The sequence below is a fragment of the Paraburkholderia sp. WC7.3g genome (assembly GCF_050436345.1).
In the GTDB taxonomy this organism is placed as follows: domain Bacteria; phylum Pseudomonadota; class Gammaproteobacteria; order Burkholderiales; family Burkholderiaceae; genus Paraburkholderia; species Paraburkholderia podalyriae.
Window position 1 is genome coordinate 2773402 of the sequence record NZ_JBNDMA010000002.1, and the last position, 21057, is coordinate 2794458.

Consider the following 21057-nt stretch of genomic DNA (forward strand, 5'->3'; position numbering starts at 1 on the left):
CAAAGCCCAGGGTGCAGGCTGCTCGAAGCGATTCTAATGCGGATGAATGCGGGTAAGGATCGGCTTCGTGCCGGTCTGGAGATTGGCGCCTCAGTCCCAGTAACCGGGTTCGCCGTACGTATGCTTGAGAAAGTCCAGAAACAGCCGCACCCGCAGCGGCAGATGACGGCGCTGCGGGAACACCGCGTGGATGCCGATGCGCGGCGCGGCGAATTCGTCGAGCACGCTGACGAGGCGGCCCGCCGCGATCTCCGCGCCGACCTCCCACCACGAGCGCCACGCAAGCCCGTGTCCGGCGAGACACCATTCGTGCAGCACCGCGCCGTCCGAGCACTCCATCGTGCCGGACACCTTGATCGACACGACCTTGCCGTCGTGCTGGAACATCCAGCCGCGCTGCTGGTTCGCGCTCGCGCCGAGCGCGAGGCAGTTGTGGCGTGCGAGATCGGCGAGGCTGTGCGGCGCGCCGCGCCGGCTCAGATACGCGGGCGACGCGACACACACGCGCCGGTTTTCGGCGAGCTTCAGCGACACCAGCGTCGAATCGGGCAACTCGCCGAGCCGCACCGCGCAATCGAAGCCTTCGTTGACGAGGTCGACGAGACGATCGGACAGATCGAGCGTGATCGACACGTCCGGATGCGCGACTGTGAACGCGGGCACGAGCGGCGCCACGTGCCGGCGCCCGATGCCGGCCGGCGCCGACAGCCGCAGGTGACCGCTCGCCTTCACGCCGCCCGCCGACACGCTCGCTTCGGCGTTCTGCATGTCGTGAAGGATGCGCTGACAGTCTTCGAGAAAGGCAGAGCCTTCGAAGGTCAGCGTGATCTTGCGCGTCGTGCGCACGAGCAGCTTGACACCGAGGCGCTCTTCGAGCGCGTCGATGCGCCGGCCGATGATCGCGGGCGCGACGCCTTCGGCGAGCGCCGCCGCGGACAGGCTCCCCTTGGCCGCGACGGTGGCGAAAGTCTCGATCTGCTTGAAACGGTCCATGAACGAAGACGCGCGGCGACGCGCGAAAGTGAAGGGTGCGCGTCAGATTAGGTATATGAAAGTAAAAGATCAAGTGATCTTTAGCCTATTTTTCATCAAGTACAGTCACCAATACAATCGACCCCGACCTCTGACAGGAGCGCATGGCAATGTCGGCCACAACGACACCTTCCCCGCGAGCAGTCATTTTCGACGCCTACGGCACGTTGTTCGACGTGCATTCGGTGATCGCCGCCGCGGAGCAATTGTTTCCCGGACACGGCGACGCGCTGTCGCAGCTTTGGCGTCAGAAGCAGATCGAATACACGCAACTACGCACGCTCGCCGCACGTACCGACGCCCCCGGCGAACACTATCGGCCATTCTGGGACATCACACTCGACGCACTGCGCTTCGCCGCCAAAAGACTGCAGCTCACGCTCGGCCGCGCGGCCGAAAAGCGTCTGATGGACGAATACGCGTGCCTGTCCGCGTTTCCCGACGCGGCGCCCGTGCTGCGTGCGTTGCGCGAGCCCGCCGCCGCGTCGCGCGTTGGGCTCGCGATTCTGTCGAACGGCAACCCGCAGATGCTCGACATCGCGGTCAAGAGCGCCGGCATGAACGCCCTCTTCGATCACGTGCTGTCGGTCGACGCGGTGCGCGCTTACAAACCCTCACCCGCCGCGTATGCGCTCGGCCCCGACGCGTTCGGCGTGTCCGCGCGCGAGATCGTGTTCGTGTCGTCGAACGGATGGGACGTCGCGGGCGCGACATGGTTCGGCTTCACGACGTTCTGGCTGAACCGGCAGAACCTGCCCGTCGAAGAGCTCGGCGTGACGCCGCATGGCACCGGCGCCGGCATGAACGATCTGCTGGGCTTTTTGCAGACGCTCGCGACGCCGTCGCGCTCGACCGGCAGCCATCGAACGAAAACTCATGGCAGTGGCAGCCGCAAGCGCGCCAGCCCGCGCGTATGACGACGCCCCTCGCATTCGGCCCCCCTTTTGTCAACCTTCGCATTTTTGCAATCTGACCGACCAAGGAGAAAACATGGCTATCTCGCTGCCGCAGGGCATGGAAATCACCGGCGACATCAAGCCCGGCTTCGAAGCGATCCTCACCCAGCAAGCGCTGGAACTCGTCGCGGCGTTGCATCGGACGTTCGAGCCGCGCCGTCAGCAGTTGCTGCAGGCGCGGGTCGAGCGCACCAGGCGGCTCGACGCGGGCGAGCGGCCCGACTTCCTCGCCGCCACGAAGAGCGTGCGCGAAGGCGACTGGAAGATCGCGCCGCTGCCGCAGGATCTGCAGTGCCGGCGCGTCGAGATCACCGGGCCCGTCGAGCGCAAGATGATCATCAACGCGCTCAATTCGGGCGCCGATTCCTACATGGCCGACTTCGAGGATTCGAATGCGCCGAGCTGGGACAACCAGATCACCGGTCATATCAATCTGAAGGACGCGGTGCGCCGCACGATCTCGCTCGAACAGAACGGCAAGTCGTATCGGCTCAACGACAAGACCGCGACGCTGATCGTGCGTCCGCGCGGCTGGCATCTCGACGAGAAGCACGTGAAAGTCGACGGCAAGCGCGTGTCGGGTGGCATCTTCGATTTCGCGCTGTATCTGGTGCACAACGCGAAGGAGCTGATCGCGCGCGGCTCGGGCCCGTACTTCTATCTGCCGAAGATGGAGAGCCATCTTGAGGCGCGCCTGTGGAACGACATCTTCGTCGCCGCGCAGGAAGTGGTCGGCGTGCCGCGCGGCGCGATTCGCGCGACGGTGCTGATCGAGACGATCGTCGCCGCGTTCGAAATGGACGAAATCTTGTACGAGCTGCGCGAACATAGCTCGGGCCTGAACGCGGGCCGCTGGGACTACATCTTCTCGGCGATCAAGAAGTTCAGGAGCGACCGCGACTTCTGCCTCGCCGATCGCTCGCAGATCACGATGACCTCGCCGTTCATGCGCGCGTACGCGCTGCTGTTGCTGAAGACCTGCCATCGCCGCAACGCGCCGGCAATCGGCGGCATGAGCGCGCTGATTCCGATCAAGAACGATGCGGCCGCGAATGACAAGGCGATGGCCGGGGTGCGTTCAGACAAGGCGCGCGACGCGGGTGACGGCTACGACGGCGGCTGGGTCGCGCATCCGGGTCTCGTGGCGGTCGCGATGGAAGAGTTCGTCAAAGTGCTGGGCGACCGGCCGAACCAGATCGACAAGCAGCGCGTCGACGTTCTCGTGACCGCGACCGACCTGCTCGACTTCCGCCCTGAAACGCCGATCACCGAAACGGGCTTGCGCAACAACATCAACGTCGGCATTCACTACCTCGGCTCGTGGCTCGCGGGCAATGGCTGCGTGCCGATTCACAACCTGATGGAAGACGCGGCCACCGCCGAGATTTCGCGCTCGCAGGTGTGGCAGTGGATCCGCTCGCCGAAGGGCAAGCTCGACGACGGCCGCAAGGTGACGGTCGAACTCGTGCGCGAGTTCGCGGCGCAGGAGTTCGACAAGGTCAAACAGACGGTGGGCGGAGATACGAAGCCGTATGAGCGTGCGGCGCAGATCTTCGAGCAGATGTCGACCGCGGAGCAGTTCACCGATTTTTTGACGCTGCCGCTGTACGAAGAGATTTGATGGTGTTGATGATGCGGGCTCGGGCGGCTTGGGACTGCTCGAGCCGAGTGATCGCATCAGCCTGAATGACGGCGCGCCGGGCACATACGTGGCGCGCCGTTTTTTCTCGCTGTCGTGCACCGGCTCAGCGCGTGCGCCGATGTTCGACCCAATCTCCCGAACGGATTTCGGGCAGCCCTTTTACCGCGTTCGGCGCGACCGGATAGAAGCGGCAGTTCACGACGTTGCCGTCCACCTTGACCATCACCTCGCGCACAAGAAAACGTTCCTCGACGCTCGGATAGACGGCTTCGATTTCGTCGAGCACCGCGACGAGCGCATCGTCGATTTCATAGACGTCGCCGCGCACCTCGACGCCCGCTTCGTCGACGACGAGACCCGGATAGTCGCCAAAATCGAACAGATGGCCTCGCACGGTGGTGCTGCCGAGCAGGCTCGGCGTGGGGATGTCGTTGCGCGCGGCGGCTTCGCTGATGTCGTTCGCTTCACCGGCACGCAGCGTGCCGTAGACAAAGACGGTCTGCATCGTCGTTGAGTCTCCTGGTCAGAAGTGATGTCGGTGGCTCGGGGCCATCGGGACATTATGCAACGGTGGTCCGTTGGCGGCAGAAACTGGGCACGCTCTACAATGGCTAAAGCCCACGGCGGTGAATGGCGGCGGCCACGCCTGGCCCCCATCGCCCCCGTTATCCGAACCGACCTTGCCATGACCTCGTCCGTCGACTCCGACCCGTTGCGCCGTGTACGTTTCGCCGACATAGCGCCCGAGTTCGCGCCGAACGACACGCATCCGATCCGCGTACGCTCGCGGCCCATGCCGGCGGGCTGGCATATCGCGCGTCATACGCATGCGTGGGCGCAGGTCGCGTACGCGTCGCGCGGCGTGCTGCGGGTCGCGACGACGGGCACGACATGGATGGTGCCGCCATCGCGCGCGATCTGGTTGCCGCCACATGTGACGCACGAAGTGGTCGCCGTCGAGGATGCGTTCCTGCGCACGCTGTACATCACCGAGAGTACGGTGCCGGCCGGGCTCGATACGCCGCGGGTCGTCGAAGTGTCGAACCTGTTGCGTGAGGTGATTGCCGCGCTCGATACACCCGGCCTGTCCGCCACGCGCGAGCAACTGCTCGGCGCGCTCGCGCTCGATGAATTGACGCGCTCCGAGCCGCTGCCACTGTCCGTACCGATGCCCAGCGAAAAGCGGCTGCGCGCGCTGTGCGAGGCCGTGATCGCCGACCCGATGCATGGCGAGTCGCTCGAACAGTGGGCATCGACCGTGGGTGCGAGCACGCGCACGATCGCGCGGCTGTTTCGTCAGGAATTGGGGGTGAGTTTTTCGCAGTGGCGTCAGCAGGCGATTCTCGCGCGCGCGATTCCTCTGCTGAGCCAGGGACGGCCGCTGTCGCACGTCGCGCAGGAATTGGGCTATCAGAGCCAGAGCGCGTTCTCCGCGATGTTCCGGCGCGCGTTCGGGGCGAGCCCGCGCGCGTTTATCGAGCGCGGCGCCGAGCATCGCGCGAGCAACGGCGAGCATGAGGATGCGCAAGCGGATGAGGAAACGGCGCAGGATCAAGCCAGTCCGGCAGACGTTGCTGAGCGGTGATCGGCGATCGCCAGCCTTGCGCGTCGGGCATCGACGCAGGCCCCGCATCAAACCCGCCGCGCCAGATGACGGATGGCGCCTAGCTGCGCGAGCCGCGGCCCGGCGAGCTTATAGCCCTTGCGCTGATACAGCCGCGCCGCCGGATTATCGACGAACACGCGCAACTGCAACTCGCGCAGCCCGCGTTCGCGCGCCCATTGATGCGAGACGTCGAGCAGAAACGTACCCGCGCCGAGCCGCCGATACCCTTCGGCAATCTGCACGTCGCGGATATGCAGCGAATCACCCTCCTCGGTGATACGCAGCACGCCCATCGGCACGCCATCCATTTCGAGAATGAAATTCTCCGATTCCCGCCAACTGCCGAGAAACAGATCGCTGCGCCACACCAGATGATGCCGGCGATAGTAGCCGCCCATGTTGTTGCGGGTCAGTGCCTCGGCAAACTCGAAATCGTCCATGCTGGCCGTGCGCAGATGAAACGGTAACGGAGCTTCGGTGGGATCGAACATGGCGAAACCGCTTGGATGAGTCGGATTAACGGTAAAACAGGCCGCGCGCGCTGGCAATGGCTGTTTGTCCCGAGCCTTCCGGGAGGCGGCCGGCAACGCACAGTGGAAATAAAAAAAGCCCACTTCTTGCGAAGTGGGCTTTCTCAAATCTGGCGGAGCGGACGGGGCTCGAACCCGCGACCCCCGGCGTGACAGGCCGGTATTCTGACCAACTGAACTACCGCTCCGGATTTTGCATCGCAGCCTGCGAGCCATGCTCGCTGGCTACTGCACCGTTCAAACTTCCAACCGAACGACGCCCGATGTTCTGGCGTCCCCTAGGGGATTCGAACCCCTGTACTCACCGTGAAAGGGTGATGTCCTAGGCCTCTAGACGAAGGGGACAACGTGCTGCTTACACCTTTAATGAAAAAGCCCGTTCAGGTTTGTATGAACGGGCTTTGTCTGGCGGAGTGGACGGGACTCGAACCCGCGACCCCCGGCGTGACAGGCCGGTATTCTAACCGACTGAACTACCACTCCAGTCTTTACACCCTGCTTGCGAGCGTCGGTTAGTTCTCTGCAAGCTGCGCCGCCTCAATATTACTCGAATACTAAAGCGACGCTGATGTTTGGCGTCCCCTAGGGGATTCGAACCCCTGTACTCACCGTGAAAGGGTGATGTCCTAGGCCTCTAGACGAAGGGGACAAAATCTTTTCAGATCCGTCTTAATTCGCTATTGCTTTGATCAACCCGCGCTAACTTTTCAGTTAATTCGCCAAGCTGTTTTCTCGTCAACTGCGAAGACCGTTATTTTAACTACGTTTCAGCGATTAGTGAAATCTTTTTTTCTACAACCTTAAGAGTTCTTAACCACTTTAACTTCTCTGCTCTGTTTGGTGGAGGTAAGCGGGATCGAACCGCTGACCTCTTGCATGCCATGCAAGCGCTCTCCCAGCTGAGCTATACCCCCGCAGATCAGAGAAACGAGATTCTAGAGGGCGATCTGCGCTTTGTAAACACCCTTTGAGCAATTACATGCGAATTTCTTCCGACGGCAGGGGAACCCTCTGATGCGCGCCTGCCCCTGATCAGCCGAGCGATCTTTCGATGCGGCTAACGACGACGTCGCGACCAAACAGCATCAGTACGTTATCGATCGACGGCGTATGCGTGGTGCCCGCCACCAGCAGACGCACCGGCATCGCGAGTTGCGGCATCTTCAGCTTGTGCGCGCCGAGCGTCGCCTTCAGCGCTGCGGCGATCGCCTCCCTGGTCCACTCCACCGTCTTCAATGCAGCGGCCAGATCAGCGAGCGCAGGGCGAACCGCGTCGGTCACGTGCTGTGCCAGCGACTCGGCATCAGGTGCCGGCGTGCGATAGAACATCGCGGCGTTCTGTGCGATCTCCTTCACCGTCGACGCACGGTCCTTCATTAGGCCCACCACGCCGGTCAAATCAGGACCTTGCGCGAGCGCGGCTTCATCGATGCCGAGCTTCGCGAAGAACGGTTTCGCCAGTTCGGCGAGGCGTGCGTTGTCGGCTTCCTTGATGTAGTGCGCGTTGAGCCAGTTCAGCTTGTCGTGGTCGTACTGCGCCGGCGACTTGCCGAGATGCTCGAGATCGAACCATTCGACGAACTGCTCGCGCGTGAAAATCTCCGCATCTCCGTGCGACCAGCCGAGACGCGCCAGATAGTTGACGACCGCTTCCGGCAGATAGCCCGCGTCGCGGTACCCCATCACGCTCATCGCGCCGTGGCGCTTGCTCATCTTCTCACCCTGCTCGTTCAGCACGGTCGGCAGGTGCGCGTACACCGGCGGCTCGCCGCCGAGCGCGCGCAGAATGTTGATCTGGCGCGGCGTGTTGTTGACGTGATCGTCGCCGCGGATCACGTGTGTGATGCGCATGTCGAGATCATCGACGACGACGCAGAAGTTATACGTCGGCGTGCCGTCCGGGCGCGCGATCACGAGGTCGTCGAGTTCTTCGTTCGAGATTTCGATGCGGCCTTTCACCGCGTCGTCCCACGCGACCACGCCGGTCAGCGGATTACGAAAGCGCAGCACCGGCTTCACGCCCGCGGGCGGCTCCGGCAGCACCTTGCCCGGCTCCGGACGCCACGTGCCGTCGTAGCGCGGCTTTTCGCCCGCTTCGCGCTGGCGCTCGCGCAGCGCGTCGAGTTCTTCGGTCGACATGTAGCACGGATAGACGAGCCCCGCGTCCTGCATCTGCTTCAGCACTTCGCGATAGCGGTCCATGCGCTGCATCTGGTAGAACGGGCCTTCGTCGAAATCGAGACCCAGCCACGCCATGCCTTCGAGAATCGCGTCGACGGATTCGGTCGTGGAGCGCTCGAGGTCGGTGTCCTCGACCCGCAGCACGAAGATCCCATTCATCTTGCGCGCGAACGCCCACGGATACAGCGCGGAGCGGATGTTGCCCAGGTGGATGAAGCCGGTGGGACTCGGTGCGAAACGGGTACGAACGGAGGTGGTCATTAGCGGTTACTCGGAAAACAGGCGCCGGCGCTCATGCGCACACGACTACGAAGCGCGGCAGCGAAGCGTGCCCATGCTGCGCGCAATGTCGCGCACGGCCACGAGGGAAATAAATGCAAGAGCCGAATTATACCTTCCGCACGCGGGTTGCCGCCCTCGTCCGAATGGCCTGAAGCGCACGGCCGAGCGGCGTCCGGACACCCGCGTACACGCTTCTTCGCCGCTCGCGCAACCCATCGTGGAGAAACGCCGCGCCAGTTCCGAACACTTCCTCTGCAACGATTCATTACAGCGAGCCGCGCGAGCCGATCGTTTGCTTTAAGATGTGCGCGCGCTGCGATAGAGGGCTAACCGCACATCGATCCATTAGAGAGGGACAACCTCCCAGCGCGCGGAATCGCCGTCGGCGGTCCGCCTGGCCTGACCTCAGCCTGACCGCGGTACGCGCGACGCCGCCTGCGTCGCTCGCGCCGTCGCTGGAGAACTCGTTGAAACCCTCATCCCCCAGTTTGAGCCGCCGCAACTTCTCGTTGGCGGCCGCATCCGCGGTGCTTGCCGCGTGCACCACGACCGCCGGCAAACTCGATAGCGCGCCGATCACCGCGACGGCCGCCCTGTCTCCAACGCCGCCTGAAAAAGCGCAACAGAAGCCGGTGCGCGTCGCGCTCGCACTCGGTGGCGGCGCCGCGCGCGGCTTCGCGCACATCGGCGTGATCAAGGCGCTCGAGGCGCGCAATATTCAGGTCGATCTGGTCGTCGGCACGAGCGCCGGCTCGGTGGTCGGCGCGCTGTACGCGTCGGGCATGAACGGCTTCGCGCTAAACAAGCTCGCGCTGTCGATGGACGAGGCGTCGATCAGCGACTGGGCGATGCCGTTTCGTACGCGCGGCTTCCTGCAGGGCGTCGCGCTGCAGAACTACCTGAACACGACGCTGAACAACCGCCCGATCGAGAAGATGGCGAGGCCGCTCGGTGTGGTCGCGACCGATCTGCAAACCGGCCAGCCGATCCTGTTCCAGCGCGGCAACACCGGCATCGCGGTGCGCGCGTCGTGCAGCGTGCCGTCGATTTTCGAGCCGGTGAAGATCGGCGGTCACGAGTACGTGGATGGGGGTCTCGTGAGTCCGGTACCGGCGTCGTTCGCGCGCAAGATGGGCGCGGATTTCGTGATCGCCGTCGATATCTCGCAGCGACCGGAGACCGGCGTCACGGCAAGCTCGTTCGACGTGCTGATGCAGACCTTCACGATCATGGGCCAGACGATCAAGGCCTACGAGCTCGACAAGTACGCCGACGTGGTGATCCGGCCGAATCTCGCTGCGATGAGCGGCAGCGATTTCTCACAGCGCAACGCGGCAATTCTCGCCGGCGAGGAAGCGGTCGCGAAGACGATGCCGGAATTGCAGCGCACCCTCGCCGCGCGGCGAACGGGCGCCTGAAGCGGTACGGGTGGCGCGCAGTGACCGCGCGCCACCATCGCAATTATTCGCGGATCAAACGCAAAAAAGCCTGCTTCAAATGAAGCAGGCTTTTTTTCGCCTCAGCGCGGAATCAGTTATTCCCGCCGAGCGTGGCGGTCACGCGCTTGCGCAGATCGTCGCCCTGATACGAAGTCTCGATCCGGCGCGCACCCGTGAAGCGCTTTTCCCAGTACCCGTCATCCATGTCGTCGACACGGATCGTGCTGCCGGTGGACGGCGAGTGCACGAACTTGTTGTCGCCGATATAGATACCGACGTGCGAGAACGTGCGGCGCATCGTGTTGAAGAACACCAGATCGCCCGGCTTCAGGTCGCTTACGCGCACCTTCTCGCCAACCCGGCTCATTTCCTCGGCACGGCGCGGCAGTGCGAGTCCCAGCGTGTCCTGGAACACGTAGCGTACGAAACCGCTGCAATCGAGCCCCGAATCCGGCGTATTACCGCCCCAACGGTAGCGAACGCCGATCATGTTCAGCGCGCCCACTACCACATCGCCCGCCTTGCCAGCCATGCCGGAGAGGAACGATTTGGCGCCGCTTTCGCTGCCGGCAGCCTTGGTCTGGGGAGTGAGGAGGGAGAGAGGATCCGAGCCGCTGGTGGTCGGATATGAGGCATTCTGATTAAAGTTGCTGACTTCGTCGGCGAAAGCGCCGGGAGCTGCTGCCATCAAGACGCCAATGAACATCCCGGCGACGACGCGCGTGCAAGCCTGGGTGAAGTTTCTGTGCTGCATTGGTCGGTAGTTTTTGCCAAAAAATCAGGGGTCTAGAAAAAAAGTTTGCTCGATACTAGCCAGTAAGTATTTGCGTGTCAAAAGGAATAGGAAAAATCAATCGGGTTACGCACCCAATTGGGGAAAGGGTGAAAAATCAACGATCAAGCGCTGCTTTCAGCAGCTTTCGAGTGTAAGGATGCGCCGGCGCCGCAAAAATCTTCTCGACTTCGCCCGTCTCGACAATCGATCCGTTCTGCATCACCACGACGCGGTGCGCCATTGCCCCGATCACTTCCAGATCGTGGCTGATGAACACGAAGCCGAGGTTGTATTTGTGCTGCAGCCCGGCGAGCAGCTTGAGCACCTGCTGCTGGATCGAGACGTCTAGCGCGCTGGTCGGTTCGTCGAGGATCAGCACGCGCGGCTCCAGTACCAGCGCGCGCGCGATCGCGATGCGCTGGCGCTGGCCGCCCGAAAATTCATGCGGATACCGATACAGCGCGGTACGGTCGATGCCGACTTCGCGCAGCACCGCGAGCACCTTGTCGCGCCGCGCCTGCGGTGTCATCTGCGGTCGATGCAGCGCAAGACCCTCGCCGACGATCCGCTCGATCGTCTGCCGCGGCGAAAGTGAGCTAAAAGGGTCCTGAAAGACGACCTGCATGTTCGAGCGCAATGCGGTCTTTTCGGCGCCGCGATAGCTCGCGAGCGCCCTGCCCTGAAACTCGATCTCGCCCTGAGCGGTGCGCTGCAGACCGAGCAGCGCCATCGCGAGCGTCGACTTCCCCGAACCCGACTCGCCGACGATGCCGAGCGTCTCGCCCTGGCGTACCGACACGTTCGCGTCGTCGACCGCGCGAAACCGCCCCGCGCCCAACCAGCCACGCAGGCCCGAAAGTTTCGTTCGGAAGTCGACCGATACGTCGCGCGCTTCGAGCAGCACCGGCGAGATCGGCAACACCGGCACGACCTCTCGCTGCGGCCGGCTCGCGAGCAGCCGCTGCGTATACGGATGGCGCGGCGCTTCGAACACCTGCTCGACCGTGCCGGTTTCGACCAGCACGCCCCGCTCCATCACCGCGACGCGCTGCGCGAAGTGACGCACGAGGTTCAGGTCGTGCGTGATCAAAAGAACGGCCATGCCGCGCTTTTGTGCTTCGTCGCGCTGCAGTTCCAGCAGCAGTTCGACGATCTGCGCACGAATCGTCACATCCAGCGCGGTGGTCGGCTCGTCGGCGAGCAACAGGCGCGGCCGGCAGGCGAGTGCCATCGCGATCATCGCGCGCTGCCGCTGGCCGCCCGACAGCTGATGCGGGTAGCTGTCGACACGTTTCTGCGGCTCGGTGATGCCGGTGCGCGCAAGCAGCGCGACCGCGCGCCTGCGCGCCTCGGTCGCGCTGACGCCATCGTGCACGACGATCGTCTCCGCAATCTGGTCGCCGATCGTATACAGCGGATTGAGCGCGGTCATCGGCTCCTGGAAGATCATTGCGATGGCCGAGCCACGCAGGCCACGCATCGCACGCTCGCTCTTCGCGAGCAGGTCTTCGCCATTGAAACGGATCGCGCCGCTCACCTGCGCGTCGTTGAGCAGGCGCAGCACCGACAGCGCGGTCACGCTCTTGCCCGAGCCCGATTCGCCGACGAGCGCGACGCGTTCACCGCGCGCAATCGCGAGCGTGACGTCGTCGACGGCCATCGTGTCGCCGAACGCGACACGCAGATGGTCGAGTTCGAGCAGCGGCGTATCCGTCGACTGCGGATCGATTTGCGGCAGCGCGCTCATTGCCGGCCTCCGGCGCGCATGGCATCGGAGATACGCGTGTCGAGCGCGTTGCGCAGCGCGTCGCCCATGAAGGTCAACAGCAGCAGCATCGTCACCAGCACGCCGAAGGTCGACATCGAGATCCACCACGCGTCGAGATTCGCCTTGCCCTGCGCAAGCAGTTCGCCAAGGCTCGGCGTCGGCGGCGGCACGCCGAGGCCGAGGAAGTCGAGGCTCGTTAGCGCGAGAATCGCGCTGCTCATGCTGAACGGCAGAAACGTGATGACCGGCGTCAGGCTATTCGGCAACACGTGACGCCAGATGATCTGCCCATGCGACAGGCCCATCGCGCGCGCGGCGCGCACATAGTCCTGCTGGCGGTTGCGCAGGAATTCGGCGCGCACGTAATCGGACAGGCCGATCCAGTTGAACAGCGACAGCAGCACGATCAGCAGCGCGAAACTGCGCTCGAAGATCGACGAAAAGATGATCAGCAGATAGAGCTGCGGCATCGCGTTCCAGATCTCGATCAGACGCTGTCCGACGATATCGGTTCGCCCTCCGAAGTAACCTTGCACCGCTCCCGCGGCGATGCCGACTATCGTGCTGATCACGGTCAGCACGAGCCCGAACACGACCGACACGCCGAAGCCGTACAGCAGACGCGCGAACAGATCGCGGCCGCGGTCGTCGGTGCCGAGCCAGTTTTCGCGCGACGGCGGCGCCGGGTTGGGCGCCTTGGAGAAGTAATTGAGCGTGTCGTAGTAGTAGTGATTCGGCGGATACAGCGCGAAATTGCCCGGCGCATCGAAGCGGCGACGGATGTGCGGATCGAGATAATCGGTCGGCGTGGGAAAGTCGCCACCGAAGGTAGTCTCGGCGTAGGTCTTGACCAGCGGGAAATACAGATGGCCGTCGTAGCGCACGACGACCGGCTTGTCGTTCGACCACAGCGGCCCCACGAGGCTCGCCGCGAACGCGGCGACGAAGATGATCAGGCTCCAGTAGCCGAGACGCTGCTGGCGAAAACGCCGCCACACGCGGCGCATCGGCGACGGCGACATCAGTGCGCGCGCGGGTTCGGTGCGCGCCGCCGCATCGGCGGAAAGGCGGGCTCGATTCATCAGCGCTCCAGTTGTTCGAATTGGATGCGGGGATCGACCCACACATAGCAAAGGTCGGAGATCAGCCGCGTGACGAGGCCGATCAGCGTGAACAGATATAACGTGCCGAGCACGACCGGATAGTCCCGCCGCATCACCGATTCATACGACAGCAACCCGAGCCCGTCGAGCGAGAACAGCGTTTCGATCAGCAGGCTGCCAGTGAAAAACGCGCCGATGAACGCGCCCGGGAAGTTGACGATCAGCGGCAGCAGCGCATTGCGAAACACGTGCTTCCACAGCACCCGCCGCTCGGACAAACCTTTGGCGCGTGCGGTCAGCACGTACTGCTTGCGGATTTCGTCGAGGAACGCGTTTTTCGTCAGCATCGTGACGACCGCGAAGCTGCCCACCACCGATGCCGTGATCGGCAACGTGATATGCCACAGGTAGTCGAGGATCTTGCCGACGAAGCTCAACTGGTCCCAGTTGTCAGAGGTGAGGTTGCGCAGCGGAAACAGCTGCAGGAACGTGCCACCGCCGAACAGCACGAGCAACAGCACGCCGAGCACGAAACCGGGAATCGCGTAGCCGACCAGCACGACGAGGCTCGTCGCGATATCGAAGTGTGAACCGTTGCGCACCGCCTTCGCGATGCCGAGCGGCACCGATATCAGATAGGTGAGAAAGAACGTCCACAGGCCGATGCTGATCGAAACCGGCAGCTTCGACACGATCAGCGACCACACGCTCTGATGACGGAAATAGCTCTGGCCGAGGTCGAAGGTCGCGAAGCGCTTGAGCATCAGCACATAGCGTTCGAGCGGCGGCTTGTCGAAGCCGTACAACTGCTTCAGTTGCGCGATCTGTTGCGCGTCGACGCCGCTATGCGAGCGCAGCCCGAACGGCGAGGCGCCCTCCGCGCCCTTGCGCAGCTCGTGCTGCATCTGCTCGACCGGGCCGCCCGGCACGAACTGAATCACGACGAAGGTCAGCGTCAGCACGCCGAGCAGCGTCGGGATCATCAGCAGCAGGCGTTTGAGGATGTAGCTCCACATAGGCGGTGTTCCAGTGCGAACGCGTTGGTGGGGGCGATGGATCTGCGGATCAGTCGGCGCCGCCCGTGGGCGTGCGCGCCTGCGGATCCTCGTGCCACCACATCGTCGTGATCCAGCCCTCCGCGCCATAGTACAGCGGCAGCGTCTTCGGCCACGCGAGCCCGCGCTTGAACGCGACGCGATGCGTGCCGCTGTACCAGTGCGGCACCACATAGTAGCCATGCGTCAGCAGACGGTCGAGCGCGTGCGCGGCATCGGTCAGTTGCCCGCGCGTTTGCGCATGCACGAGCGCGCTCAACACCGCGTCGACGGCCGGCGACTTCAGGCCGATCGCGTTGTCCGAGCCGGGCGTATCGGCGGCCTTGCTGCCGAAGCGGGTGATCTGCTCGGAGCCCGGCACCTGCACGTCGGGCATGCGAATCGTCGTCACGTCGAAGTCGAATGCGTCGAGCCGCTTCTGATAGACCGCGAAGTCGGTGGTGCGGAAGTTCGCGGTGATGCCGAGCTTCTGCAGATTGCGCGTGAAGGTCGCGATGATCGGCTCCATCGACGAAGCCGAACCCGAGTCGTCGAGTATCTCGAACTGGAACGGCTCGCCCTTCGCATTGCGCAGCGAACCGTCGCGATAGGTCCAGCCGGCCTGCTGCAGCAGATCGCGTGCCTGCAGCAGGTTGGCGCGCAGCGACCCGGGCGGATCGGTGTCGGGCTGCTTCGGCACCGGCCCGAATACCGCCGGGTCGAGTTGGGCGCGAAACGGCTCGAGCAGCGCGAGCTCCCCTGGCGACGGCGGCCCCTTCGCCTGCCATCCGGTGTTGGCGAAATAGCTGTCGATGCGCGTGTACTGACTGAAAAACAGCTGGCGGTTCAGCCATTGAAAGTCGAGCGCGAGGTCGAGCGCCTTGCGCACCCGCACGTCCTGGAACAACGGCCGGCGCGTGTTGAGGAAAAAGCCCTGCATGCCGGTGCCGTTGTGCTGCGGGAACTCGCGTTTGATCAACTCGCCGCTGTCGAACTTCTTGCCGACGTCGCGCCGCACCCAGTTGCGCGCGATATATTCGACGAGCGCATCGTACTCGCCGGCCTTGAACGCCTCGAGCCGCGCGGTGCTGTCCGCATACAGCTTGTAGACGATGCGATCGAAGTTGTTCACGCCGACGCGCACCGGCAGATCGGCGCCCCAGTAGTGCGGGTCGCGCTTGAACGTGATCGTGCGGCCGTTGTCGTAGCTGTCGATCAGATACGGCCCGCTGCCGATTGGCTTTTCGAATGCGAGCTGGTCGAACGGAATGCGGCTGCCGTCCGGCTTCATCCCCCACTTGCGCGAGAACACCGGCATGCTGCCCGCGAGCAGCGGCAACTCGCGATTGCGCTCGCGAAACTCGAAGCGCACCGTGGCCGGATCGACGACGACCGCGCGCTTGATCTCGCTGAAAAGCGATGCGAACTGCGGCGCGGCCTGCGGGCTCTTCAATGTGTCGAGCGAGAACTTGACGTCGTCGGCGGTCACGGGATCGCCGTTCGAAAAGCGCGCGCGCGGATTGATGTGGAAGGTAACCGACAGGCCGTCCGGGGCGACGACGATGTCGTCGGCGAGCAGCCCGTAGGCGGACGCGACTTCATCGCTGCTGCCGATCGTCAGGCTCTCGAACATCGTCTCGAGGCCGGGCGCCGCATTGCCGCGCAGCGTGAACGGATTGAACTTGTCGAAGCTCGTCAGACGGCTCGGGTTCGCGAGCACGAGCGTGCCGCCTTTCGGCGCATCAGGATTGACGTAATCGAAGTGCCTGAAGCCGGCCGGATATTTTGGCTCGCCGTATTGCGCGATCGCATGCGCGGCATGCGCGTGCGGCGCGGCGAGCAGACTCACGCACAGCAGCGCGACGGCGAACGCGGCGCGCAAGGGTCCGTGGATCACGCTGTGTCGAAGTCCCTCAGGCGTTTGAACCCGTCGCGAGCCAGTTGTCATGGAGTCGTGCTGGTAAGTGGGCAGTGGCAATGTGGGGGATTCTACCCAATTAGCTTGCGCGATCTGGCGGCCGACTGCGACGGAATGCGCAGCGATATGTTTCAGCGCAAAAACAAAAACCGCCTCGAAAGGCGGTTCTGTTATCGCTGTGGCCGGTTGGCGCGCCGCGGTGTCGACGCTGTGCCGACTCAGTGCCAGCCGCGATGTTGGTCGTAGTGACCGCGCGCATAGTCGCCGCGACCCGGCGGATGGTGGCGATACCAGTCGTCGCGCGCCCAGTAGCGACGACCGTCCCAGTAGCGGTCGCCATGCCAGCCGACCACGATTTGCGGACCGCCGTAGTACACGGGAGCCGGCTGATAGATGACGGGAGGCGGCGGCGGAGGCGGCGGTGCGTAGACCGGAGCCGGTGCGACGTAGACCGGCGCGGGAATGCCGATATTGACCCCGATGTTAAGCCCCGCGGCCATCGCGGCACCCGATGCAGCCAACGTCAACACGCCGAGCATGAGCGGAACAACACGAGCGGACTTCATTGATCACCCTTGTAAGAACATGTTTTGTTGGCGGAAATATAGCGCAACACAGCACCTCGCGTATTTCAGGTTTGTAATAACTGATGCTGACAATCTCGTCCCCACGGCGGCGTAACGTGCGGTTACATCCGCCAGACGGTCGTGAAAAACCGCCGCCCGCGCGGGCGATGACCGTCCGCCTGCAGGCCTCACGCAAACGAACATTTTCTGTGTTCGAAAGAACATTTTGACCCGACATCCTGCGCTTCTGTCATCCGACCACCGGTTCGAACTCAAGCAAAAAATCGTTAAATTTCCCCGAAAAATCAGTACATACATGCCGACAATTAATGGTTTCCCCGGATATCCGGTCTGTTTCCAAGTGGTAGGATGACTTCCAGCGAAAACCAATAAATGTTCGAATTCGCGCACAACCGAGCACGGCTTCCGAAAGCCATTGCTCCGTGCGCCACGGAGACTGATTTTGAAAACGATCAAGGGATTGCGCTGGTGGATCATCGCCCTCGTTTGCGTTGGGACGATTGTCAACTACCTGTCGCGCAACGCGCTCGGCGTGATGGCGCCCGAGCTGATGAAGCTGCTGCACATGAGCACACGGCAGTACTCGTACGTGGTCGGCGCGTTCCAGGTCGGCTATACGGTGATGCAGCCCGTCTGCGGCCTGATCATCGATCTGATCGGCCTGCGCCTCGGCTTCGCCCTGTTCGCGTGCCTGTGGTCGCTGACCGGCGTGTTCCACGGTTTCGCGGGCAGCTGGTTGTCGCTTGCGGCGTTGCGCGGCCTCATGGGCCTATCCGAAGCGGTCGCGATTCCGGCCGGCATGAAGGTCGTCGCCGAATGGTTTCCCGATCGCGAGAAATCGGTCGCGGTCGGCTATTTCAATGCCGGTACCTCATTTGGCTCGCTGCTCGCGCCGCCGCTCGTGGTGTTCCTGTCGCTGCGCTACGGCTGGCAAAGTGCGTTTGCGGTGACCGGCGCCCTCGGCTTCGTGTGGGCCGCTGCCTGGTTCGTGCTGTACCGCTCGCCCGCCGAGCACAAGCGCGTGAGCGACGCCGAGCGTAGCGCGATCGCCGAAGGCCAGGCACCGCCCGCGGCGCGCCGCGCGAGCGTGCGTGAAGTGCTGCGCACGCGCCGCTTTTGGGCGATCGCGCAAGCGCGCTTTTTCGCCGAGCCCGCGTGGCAGACGTTCAGCTTCTGGATTCCGCTGTATCTCGCCACGCAGCGTCATATGGATCTGAAGCAGATCGCGATGTTCGCGTGGCTGCCGTTTCTCGCCGCGGACCTGGGCGGTCTGTTCGGCGGCTATCTGTCGCCATTCCTGATGAAGCATTTTCGCGTGCCGCTGATCTGGTCGCGCATCTCGGGCGTCGTGCTCGGCGCGCTGATGATGATCGGGCCCGCATCGATCGGTCTGGTCGCGTCGCCGTACCAGGCCATCGCCCTCTTCTGCGTCGGCGGCTTCGCGCACCAGATGATCTCGGCGCTCGTCAACACGCTCGCCGCCGACGTATTCGATCCGGGCGAAGTCGGCACCGTCGCCGGCTTCGCGGGCATGGCCGCGTGGATCGGCGGCCTCGGCTTCTCGCTGATGGTCGGCGCGCTCGCCGATTCGATCGGCTACACGCCGCTGTTCGGCGCGCTCGGCGCGTTCGACCTCATCGGCGCGACGCTGCTGATCATCTTGATGCGCGGTGTGCCGCGCCACGGCCGCGCACGGCGCGCGGAGCTGAGCGTCAACACTGCTGCCTGACCTCCCTCGAAGACTCATCATGCCCTCATTGATCAATCTCAAACATCCGCCGCGCTTCGCGCTCGTCCCCACCGCGGGCAACCCGGTCGTGCTGACCGCGCAGCCGAATTGCCGCATCGAGCTGTTCGTGCTCGCCGAAGACATCATCCGCGTGCTCGTGCTGCCGGACGGCGCAACGCGCGGCCCGCGCACATGGGCGATCGCGCCCGGCGCGGACGACGTGCCGCTCGAAGGCCGCGAGCGCCACGACCTGAGCGGTTTCACGCCGCCGCCATTCACGGTGAACGAAGAAGCCGGGCACGTCGTGATCGAAACCGCACGCGTGCGCGTGAGCGTCGCGCTCGATGGCGGCGCCTGCGCATGGGACATCCTGCACGAAGGCACATGGCATCGCGTGATGAGCGATCGCAAGACCCAGGCGTACAACTTCGGCTGGTGGGACTCGCGCGTCTATCACTACGTCGAGCGGCGCCGCGACGAAATGTACGTGGGCCTCGGCGAGCGTGCCGGCTCGCTCGATCGCGCGCAGCAAAGCTACGAGATGCGCAACATCGACGCGATGGGCTACAGCGCGCGCACCACGGACCCGCTGTATAAGCACATCCCGTTCTACGTGACGTGGCAGCCGCAGACGTCGACGGGCTTCGGCCTCTTCTACGACACGCTCGCCGATTGCCGCTTCGACATGGGCCGCGAGCTCGACAACTATCACGGCCACTATCGGCACTTCATCGCCGAGCATGGCGACCTCGACTACTACTTCATCGCGTCGCCAGGTTCGCCGCTCGACGCGGTGCGCCGCTTCACGTGGCTCACCGGACGTCCCGCATGGATGCCGAAGTGGGGCCTCGGCTACTCGGGCTCGACGATGAGCTATACCGACGCGCCGAACGCGCAAAAGCAGATGGGCGAATTCATCGAGCGGTGCCGCGAACACGACGTGCTGTGCGATTCTTTCCATCTGTCGTCGGGCTATACGTCGATCGGGCCGAAGCGCTACGTGTTCAACTGGAATCGTGACAAGTTTCCGGACATCGACGGCTTCGTGCAAAGCTATCTCGATTACGGCGTGCGCCTGTGCGCGAACATCAAGCCGTGTCTGCTGCAGGATCACCCGGCGTTCGACGACGTCGCCCAGGCCGGCCTGCTGATCGAAGCGCGCGATGGCGAGCCCGCATGGGTGCAGTTCTGGGACGAAGTCGGCGCGTATCTCGACTTCACGAATCCCGCGACGATCGACTGGTGGAAAGCGCGCGTGAAAGACGCACTGCTCAAATACGGCATCGCGGCCACCTGGAACGACAACAACGAGTTCGAGATCTGGTCGCCGCATTCGATCGCGTGCGGCTTCGGCAAGCCCTATCCGGCGCTTGAGGCGAAGGTATTGCAAACGCAGCTGATGATGCGCGCGTCGCGCGACGCGCAGCGCGAGCACGCGCCCGACAAACGGCCCTTCCTCGTGTCGCGCTCGGGCGGCGTCGGCATGCATCGCTACGTACAGACGTGGTCCGGCGACAACTACACGTCGTGGGAAACGCTGCGCTTCAATCTGAAGATGGGACTTGGGCTCGCGATGTCGGGCGTGTCGAACAGCGGCCACGACATCGGCGGCTTCGCGGGTCCTGCACCGGAACCCGAGCTGTTCGCGCGCTGGGTCGCGTTCGGCATCTTCCTGCCGCGCTTTTCGATTCACTCGTGGAACGACGACGGCACCGTCAACGAACCGTGGATGCACCCCGGCGTCACGCGGCACGTCGCTGATCTGATCAAGCTGCGCTATCGCCTGATCCCGTATCTGTACGAGCTGCTGTGGCAATCGCATAGCGCGTACGAGCCGGTGCTGCGGCCGCTGTTCGCGGAGTTTCCGCACGATCCGCGCTGCCTCGTCGATGGCGACGACATGATGCTGGGCTCGTCGATGCTGGTCGCGCCGGTGGTCGATCCGGGCCAGAGCACGCGCGACGTGTACCTGCCGGCCGGTTCGCGCTGGGTGTCCTACTGGAGCGGCGAAGCGTTCGACGGCGGCCAGAGCGTCACGCTGCCCGCGCCGTTCGAGCGTCCGGTGTTCCTGCTGCGTGAAGGCGGCGTGATTGCGCTCAACATCGCGGAACAGCACTTCGGCCGTCCCGCCGACGAGCGCGCGTTCCTCGCGGTGCCGTATGCCGGCGCGGGCACCGCGCACGGCGGCTCCATCGTGGACGACGGCGAGACCGAAGCCTGGCGCGACGGCGAGCAAGGTCGCTGGAACGTCACGCTGACAGGCGACGCAAACACCTTGCGCGTGACGCTCGAGCGTCCGCAATGGATGCCGCGCGCGCAGCCGCAAGTTCGCGTGTTCGTGCCGATGCACGAAACACGCGCGATCGTCTGCACCAACGGCACGCTCGCAGCCGATCACATCGCGGACGGCTGGCGCTGCCTGACGATTTCATTGCCGCACTGAAACGCACCGAACAACAAACCGCACCGGCCCAA

The 21057-nt window shown here is 63.9% G+C and carries 16 protein-coding genes and 5 tRNA genes; 6 read left to right on the forward strand and 15 right to left on the reverse strand.

Features of this window, described 5'->3' with window-relative positions; all coding sequences use genetic code 11:
* Window positions 1-90: 90 nt before the first annotated feature.
* Window positions 91-993: a LysR family transcriptional regulator gene (locus tag OKW43_RS24135; RefSeq protein ID WP_429450315.1), complete on the reverse strand. Its 903-nt coding sequence runs from the start codon at window positions 991-993 to the stop codon at window positions 91-93.
* Between the two features lie 149 nt (window positions 994-1142).
* Here OKW43_RS24135 and OKW43_RS24140 point away from each other — a divergent pair, with 149 nt between their 5' ends.
* Window positions 1143-1949, forward strand: a complete 807-nt coding sequence (locus tag OKW43_RS24140; RefSeq protein WP_187633028.1) for a haloacid dehalogenase type II — start codon at window positions 1143-1145, stop codon at window positions 1947-1949.
* A 73-nt stretch (window positions 1950-2022) separates the two neighbouring features.
* On the forward strand, window positions 2023-3609 hold the full coding sequence (gene aceB, locus OKW43_RS24145) for a malate synthase A (protein WP_429450318.1): 1587 nt from the start codon (window positions 2023-2025) through the stop codon (window positions 3607-3609).
* A gap of 124 nt (window positions 3610-3733) precedes the next feature.
* Here the strand turns inward: aceB and OKW43_RS24150 are convergent, their stop codons facing one another.
* A complete protein-coding gene (locus tag OKW43_RS24150) occupies window positions 3734-4135 on the reverse strand; it encodes a gamma-glutamylcyclotransferase family protein (RefSeq protein ID WP_429450320.1) in 402 nt (133 codons plus the stop codon).
* Between the two features lie 180 nt (window positions 4136-4315).
* Between OKW43_RS24150 and OKW43_RS24155 the strand changes: the two genes are divergently transcribed.
* Window positions 4316-5215, forward strand: coding sequence for an AraC family transcriptional regulator (locus OKW43_RS24155; protein WP_429450322.1), 900 nt, complete (start codon window positions 4316-4318; stop codon window positions 5213-5215).
* A gap of 47 nt (window positions 5216-5262) precedes the next feature.
* On the opposite strand, the gene OKW43_RS24160 is transcribed toward OKW43_RS24155, so the two are convergent.
* The 7 genes from OKW43_RS24160 to gltX all read right to left on the reverse strand — a co-directional run bounded on the left by OKW43_RS24160 (window position 5263) and on the right by gltX (window position 8208).
* Window positions 5263-5727: a GNAT family N-acetyltransferase gene (locus OKW43_RS24160; RefSeq protein ID WP_187633032.1), complete on the reverse strand. Its 465-nt coding sequence runs from the start codon at window positions 5725-5727 to the stop codon at window positions 5263-5265.
* A gap of 150 nt (window positions 5728-5877) precedes the next feature.
* Window positions 5878-5954 (reverse strand) — tRNA-Asp (locus tag OKW43_RS24165).
* Between the two features lie 81 nt (window positions 5955-6035).
* Window positions 6036-6111 (reverse strand) — tRNA-Glu (locus OKW43_RS24170).
* A gap of 61 nt (window positions 6112-6172) precedes the next feature.
* A tRNA-Asp gene (locus OKW43_RS24175) sits at window positions 6173-6249 on the reverse strand.
* Between the two features lie 90 nt (window positions 6250-6339).
* A tRNA-Glu gene (locus OKW43_RS24180) sits at window positions 6340-6415 on the reverse strand.
* A gap of 189 nt (window positions 6416-6604) precedes the next feature.
* Window positions 6605-6680: transfer RNA gene (locus OKW43_RS24185), tRNA-Ala, on the reverse strand.
* Between the two features lie 118 nt (window positions 6681-6798).
* Window positions 6799-8208 (reverse strand): glutamate--tRNA ligase, encoded by a 1410-nt coding sequence (gene gltX, locus OKW43_RS24190; RefSeq protein WP_187633033.1) that lies wholly within the window; start codon window positions 8206-8208, stop codon window positions 6799-6801.
* Between the two features lie 488 nt (window positions 8209-8696).
* Between gltX and OKW43_RS24195 the strand changes: the two genes are divergently transcribed.
* Window positions 8697-9647, forward strand: a complete 951-nt coding sequence (locus OKW43_RS24195; protein ID WP_187633034.1) for a patatin-like phospholipase family protein — start codon at window positions 8697-8699, stop codon at window positions 9645-9647.
* A gap of 112 nt (window positions 9648-9759) precedes the next feature.
* Here the strand turns inward: OKW43_RS24195 and OKW43_RS24200 are convergent, their stop codons facing one another.
* The 6 genes from OKW43_RS24200 to OKW43_RS24225 form a co-directional block, all read right to left on the reverse strand.
* Entirely contained in the window at window positions 9760-10422 is a 663-nt protein-coding gene (locus tag OKW43_RS24200; RefSeq protein ID WP_187633035.1) for a C40 family peptidase, read from the reverse strand.
* A gap of 136 nt (window positions 10423-10558) precedes the next feature.
* Window positions 10559-12190, reverse strand: a complete 1632-nt coding sequence (locus OKW43_RS24205) for an ABC transporter ATP-binding protein (RefSeq protein ID WP_187633036.1) — start codon at window positions 12188-12190, stop codon at window positions 10559-10561.
* Window positions 12187-13293 carry an ABC transporter permease gene (locus OKW43_RS24210; RefSeq protein WP_187633037.1) on the reverse strand — a complete coding sequence of 369 codons (1107 nt, stop codon included), beginning with the start codon at window positions 13291-13293 and terminating at the stop codon, window positions 12187-12189. The genes OKW43_RS24205 and OKW43_RS24210 overlap by 4 nt, the downstream gene beginning before the upstream one ends.
* A complete protein-coding gene (locus tag OKW43_RS24215) occupies window positions 13293-14330 on the reverse strand; it encodes a microcin C ABC transporter permease YejB (protein ID WP_187633038.1) in 1038 nt (345 codons plus the stop codon). The genes OKW43_RS24210 and OKW43_RS24215 overlap by 1 nt, the downstream gene beginning before the upstream one ends.
* A gap of 49 nt (window positions 14331-14379) precedes the next feature.
* Complete coding sequence (locus OKW43_RS24220) at window positions 14380-16296, reverse strand: extracellular solute-binding protein (RefSeq protein WP_187633039.1); 1917 nt, start codon at window positions 16294-16296, stop codon at window positions 14380-14382.
* Window positions 16297-16484: 188 nt separating this feature from the next.
* Window positions 16485-16832, reverse strand: a complete 348-nt coding sequence (locus OKW43_RS24225) for a hypothetical protein (RefSeq protein WP_187633040.1) — start codon at window positions 16830-16832, stop codon at window positions 16485-16487.
* A 463-nt stretch (window positions 16833-17295) separates the two neighbouring features.
* Between OKW43_RS24225 and OKW43_RS24230 the strand changes: the two genes are divergently transcribed.
* Window positions 17296-18582 (forward strand): MFS transporter, encoded by a 1287-nt coding sequence (locus OKW43_RS24230; RefSeq protein WP_187633041.1) that lies wholly within the window; start codon window positions 17296-17298, stop codon window positions 18580-18582.
* 19 nt (window positions 18583-18601) lie between these two features.
* Window positions 18602-21025 carry a TIM-barrel domain-containing protein gene (locus tag OKW43_RS24235; RefSeq protein WP_429450327.1) on the forward strand — a complete coding sequence of 808 codons (2424 nt, stop codon included), beginning with the start codon at window positions 18602-18604 and terminating at the stop codon, window positions 21023-21025.
* Window positions 21026-21057: the final 32 nt, after the last annotated feature.